A 4,669-nucleotide genomic window follows, 5' to 3' on the forward strand; every position below is an offset into this window, starting at 1 on the left:
CCTATGCCTCATCTCGACAACAGGACTCGCACAGATAGCCTCAGAGCGGCAGGAGGGGATCGCCGAGGCGCTTACAACAAAGCTTTCCTCCACGATCCGGATTTTATCCGCATCGCTCCAGTGCCGCCGACGCGGGGCATCCGCGGCGGAAAGGACTTCGATCTCGGGTCTGAACTTAAGGTCGGCCATAAGGTCGGATTTATCACCAACGTCGAGATCCCGTCAGACGGCCCCCGCCGGAGGGATACGATTTGGTTACAAATCCTTAATGACTTTGGCTACCTCGATCTTTCCAGTTATAGCTCCCAAAGTGTCAGTTGCATCGATAGGTGAAACGAACCCTTGAATGAGAGCATATTCTTGGTGGATCAATCGGCGTGTGCTTTGTCCTACGCTATTGAGTTCGAGAGCAAACTTTTCGACCATGTCGTAGCCTTGCCGAACGCACGCGCTCAGAGTTTCCAGTCCTACTGGTGATCTGGTGTCAGCTCCTTCGTGGATTTTCATAGCTTTGAAGACGAGATTAGGAAGCCCATAAATATATGCCAACTCGGGCACTATTCGCAGGACGAATTCGCGGGCTTTCTCACAGGTTTTGATAAGGTGAGGCTTGGTCCCGTACTCGACTTCCAGCTTTGATAGGGGTTCTCCTTTCATCCATAGCGAAAGAAGTGGACTTAGTTTTTGACTTGCTAACTGCGCTCTCCTATCGAACGAAGCTGTTCGTTTGAATTGTGTCCCCATAAAATTTTCGAGCGTCTCTGATCTGACTAAGGTTAGAAAATGTCGTGGGTTGTTGGCTAGCCAGTCGGAAAACCACTCGAACCAATCTGACGTAGGTGCTTCAAATTTCAATTCCACGTTTAATTTTTCTGCAAGCTGGTTGACGATTTCGACGGGAATTCCGGCAGAAGCGGCGAGCTTTTCTTTCCATTGGTCTTCCTTCTGTCTACCTACACTTGCGGCTCGTAGAGCATTGATACGCTCAGCCATCCACTGATTCTCATTGCGTTTTCTTGCTTGAAAAGCCGCGAATGATTTGTTCAACAAAACGCTTACGCCTTCTACCTCTTCTGACGCAGGATCAAGGCTGAATTGAAGCCTTCCCAGGAGATATTCAGACATCGGCGAATCTGCAGCGGAATGAGCATGGATGTGGTCAAGTATTGGCATAAGTGGGTCTTCAATGGCTACGCATTGGTCACTCTGCGAGAATATCCCTTGAAGTTCAGTCCAGTATTTGTGGATGGTGCTGGTTTCATTGTTGAAGTGCACAACTTTGCTGGGGACTACCAGCACAAAGCCATGCGAGCGATCACCCGCACGGCCTGCGCGACCCGCTGCATTGAGAAGCTCGTGTGCCTCGAGTTGTTCCATTTTTTCTGCTTCGAGATCAAACCTGCTGTCACCACCGATCAACACTATATCGCTGGGCAGGTTCATTCCCTGAGACAGAGTCGACGTCGCAACCAGAACGTTTACGCCATCCGAGCGCTTGAAGATTGCTTCGTGCAAACGTCTCTCTAGCGGAAGGAGGTGGCCATGATGGCAAACGCTCGAGTTGGCGGGATGATCGGAGCCCTTTGAAAGATGCAGATATGTGTGAGCAGCTCCACCAACCTCTTCTTCGACAAGCGCTAGTAGTTGCTTCTCGTCATCGGTTAAGTTCAGAGTGTCGGCATCGAGACGTTTACTAACCGATTTGTCGGTCGAGATCGCGTTAGGGATGGTTTGTACAAAAACAATTGTTTTTAGGTCTCTCTTTGCGCTCGCTTCAGCTAGATCGGCAGAGACTTGAAGGCCATTAGGTGTAAGATACCAACGGTAGTCTGTGTTTTCTGCTAGCTCAGGGTTTTCCGCGAGATCATCAGGAAGAATTTTTCCTGTCCCAAGTGTGACATTTTCTTCTAGTAGCGGGATGAGTGAATAGTCCCCTCTGTTTTTTGACTGCCACTTTTGGTGAAGGCAAAAAAAACCGAATGGCTCCGCTACCATCTTCCTTTGTGTAGCGACCGGAGGCCCCTTCGTTTCCGAGTTTGCTCTTGCAGTTTTGAGAGTCGCTTTGAGCGCGTTAATTTCGTTCTGACCATAAACGACACACCCTCTCACTTGCCTTGTTGGTTTCCATTGAAGGTCCAGCGATAGGCATTTTCGTCCCGTTAGCTCTCCTAGCCACTCAGCGATCTCTGAGGTGTTTTGCATCATGGCTGAAAGAAACAAGAAGTCAGCATCTGGGGCCGAATTTCTTAAGTTTAGAATGCAAAGCATCGCATCCACGGAGCGACGACTTTTATCTGCTTCTCTGGGGTGAAGTAGATGGCATTCATCGAAGACAACAAGACCAACGTCCGAAAAAAGCTCAGGCTGGAAGTTCAAAAGGGCCAAGCAGCGTTCCGGAGTTAACACCGAAATCGGGTTTAGCGTAACCATGTCAGTTTCCAAGGTCAGATCAAGGGACTGCTCTCGAAAGATTTCTTGGTCTGGGAATGATGCCTCAAGCGCCCTCGAAGTTTGGTCAACTAATGCTAGGGTAGGTGCCAGGAAGACGACCTGTTTGCTACGTAGTAAAGCGGTGGCGATCTTTAGTTCTGAAAGTGTGGACTTACCTGCACCCGTAGGAAAGCTGATGGCGGAGGAGACTTCCGGCTCCAAGTAGCCTTCAGTTACCGCCTTTCGATGGTTCGGCCAAAGGAAAGGACGTTCCTTAGCAATCTTTCTAAGAATCGAGTGCCATTTGCCCGGTTCGATGCCGTTTGGCGCATCAATGTTTAAGAGTGCAGACTCCGGTAGATCTCTTTGAGCACAAAACAACAGCGAAGCCAAATGCAAAGGACCCGAAAAAACAGAACTCTGCGCCTGTGTCGTTCCTTCAATTCCGGCTTCAAGAGGCGCGGAACAAAGGGCGATGACTTGCTCAATTAAAGCGGTAGGATTTCCCTCATCCATTCCTGCACCTTCAACTTGCAGAATTTGAGCAGCAATTGCTCGAACACATTGAAGGAGACGCAGGTAGAGCGCACGGGCGGCAGTTTCTTCAGAAAAACGCCCATCAATCAAGGCACCTACGGGCGGAACGATTTCCAGAACCGCATGCAAATCTCCCGAACATAGGCAAGAGATTGATCGAATAAGTGCAATTTCAATTGGGCCTTCGGATGGCTCCCGAAACTGCTTGACCATTTCCGCAGCGTCCGCGGTTGCTTCTGCCGTTAAAAACAATAGCGCAGCTGAAACCTCAGGTGAGATGAAATGACTGGTGAGCTGTGTTGGTTCCTTTTGGCCTTCGATTGCCTTAGCGTAAAGAACGCGGGCGTGGTGAGCAGAACCTGCAACAAAAGCGGCAGATGATCTGTTTTCGCGATCCCTTGATGTCGCTACAAACGCCTCATGCGTTGCAGCTAGTCGGCTCAAGAGACCGATATTACTTTGAAGAGCTTCAAGGTCAGGATCTTGGCCACCGAAATCCTTTAGGCGAATTCTGGCAGCAACGATTTGTGCGTAGGCCTCGGTCAGAAGCTTTGGAATATCGGCCTGGTTGATGCCGTCCAGCTCAGGCGCACCTGACATCAGTTGCAACGTAACCGGATCAAACATCGTTACAGGCCTTTATTACTTCACTTTTCGCCCTTTCAGCGAGATCACTTAGCCAGTCGCGTAAGTTCTCAAGGTGTAGAGTTTCTGCTTGTCGGCGATTAAGGTTTCCGTCGACCACCTCATCGTAACCTTTAAACAGACGTTTTCTCCCGTCCTCTGTAGAGTGAGTTGCTCCAACCGTGATGCTAACACGGTAGCCGCGTGTTTCATGCCAGATGATGTTTTCGATGGCTTGATCGATATCAACGCCCGGCACGGTTTGAAGTAGCGAGGAAATTTTGTCCGTAAGTAAGGGCTGCCTATTCCCCGCCTCAATGTCGCGAAACTCATCCCAAACCGCCACGCCTTTCCCTTTGGCGTCTTTTTTTGTTGCGATGGTTGGCCGTGGATTTGTTGTGGCTTTGTCCTCGAAAATTACTACTGACGCAATTGATCCACTGTGCTGATCAACCACAAGCTTCAGGCCGTCAAATCCTTTCGCGGCATGTTGCATGTGAGGTGAATCATAGATGCCGTTCGGGTCTTGTCTAATGGCTGCAATGTAAGAGATGGTTTGAAACAGCCAACCATCTCGGTGTGACGGATCGGTACCTTCAACCGTAAACAAATCAATTGCACCGGCTTCACTGCTTACCGCCGATGCTGGGATAGGAACATTTATGCCGTCTAGAATTTTTTTGATGTGTCGAGAGTAACCTAAAGCCACACGGGCGACTTGTTCCGCTAGTTGCTGCTTGTCGTCGATTTTCCAAGTTGCGCCGTAGCACAAGTTTTCGCTGGTAAATGGTGTGACTGAAATGCTCATTTCATCTTGTTTTCAAAATTTTTTCTATTTTATGTAGACTATATGGTGTGATGCTACAATTTAATATTTGACTCAAAAAGTAATGCTGCAAGAAGAATTCGCCTCTTAGTCGCTAATCGAGCATTTTACCTTCATGCCCTCGCGGCGAGCCAAGACAAATGTGTATCAAGCCATTCTCCAACTAACTGGCTTGATTAGGGTCAGGACTCATAGCCAATAGATGACGGTTGCAGCGAGCGCGATTGCGGAGAGGAAGACCTTCGGGCACCT

Annotated in this window: 2 protein-coding genes and 1 pseudogene; all 3 read right to left on the bottom strand. The window is 49.2% G+C overall.

What is annotated here, in order from left to right; translation table 11 throughout:
• Window positions 1-189: pseudogene (locus IT775_RS21370) on the bottom strand (IS66-like element accessory protein TnpA); the annotation flags it as partial.
• Between the two features lie 66 nt (window positions 190-255).
• Window positions 256-3,594 carry a DEAD/DEAH box helicase gene (locus IT775_RS21010; protein ID WP_212703207.1) on the bottom strand — a complete coding sequence of 1,113 codons (3,339 nt, stop codon included), beginning with the start codon at window positions 3,592-3,594 and terminating at the stop codon, window positions 256-258.
• The gene (locus tag IT775_RS21015) at window positions 3,587-4,399 is read right to left on the bottom strand and encodes a hypothetical protein (RefSeq protein ID WP_212703208.1); all 813 of its coding nucleotides are present in this window, start codon (window positions 4,397-4,399) and stop codon (window positions 3,587-3,589) included. The genes IT775_RS21010 and IT775_RS21015 overlap by 8 nt, the downstream gene beginning before the upstream one ends.
• Between the last annotated feature and the right edge of the window lie 270 nt (window positions 4,400-4,669).

The sequence above is a fragment of the Thalassovita aquimarina genome (genome assembly GCF_018219815.1).
GTDB classification, from domain to species: domain Bacteria; phylum Pseudomonadota; class Alphaproteobacteria; order Rhodobacterales; family Rhodobacteraceae; genus Thalassobius; species Thalassobius aquimarinus.

Coding starts and splice junctions, on each gene's coding strand:
- IT775_RS21010 (WP_212703207.1), bottom strand. CDS start 3,594: ATGTTTGATCCGGTTACGTTGCAACTGATGTCAGGTGCGCCTGAGCTG.
- IT775_RS21015 (WP_212703208.1), bottom strand. CDS start 4,399: ATGAGCATTTCAGTCACACCATTTACCAGCGAAAACTTGTGCTACGGC.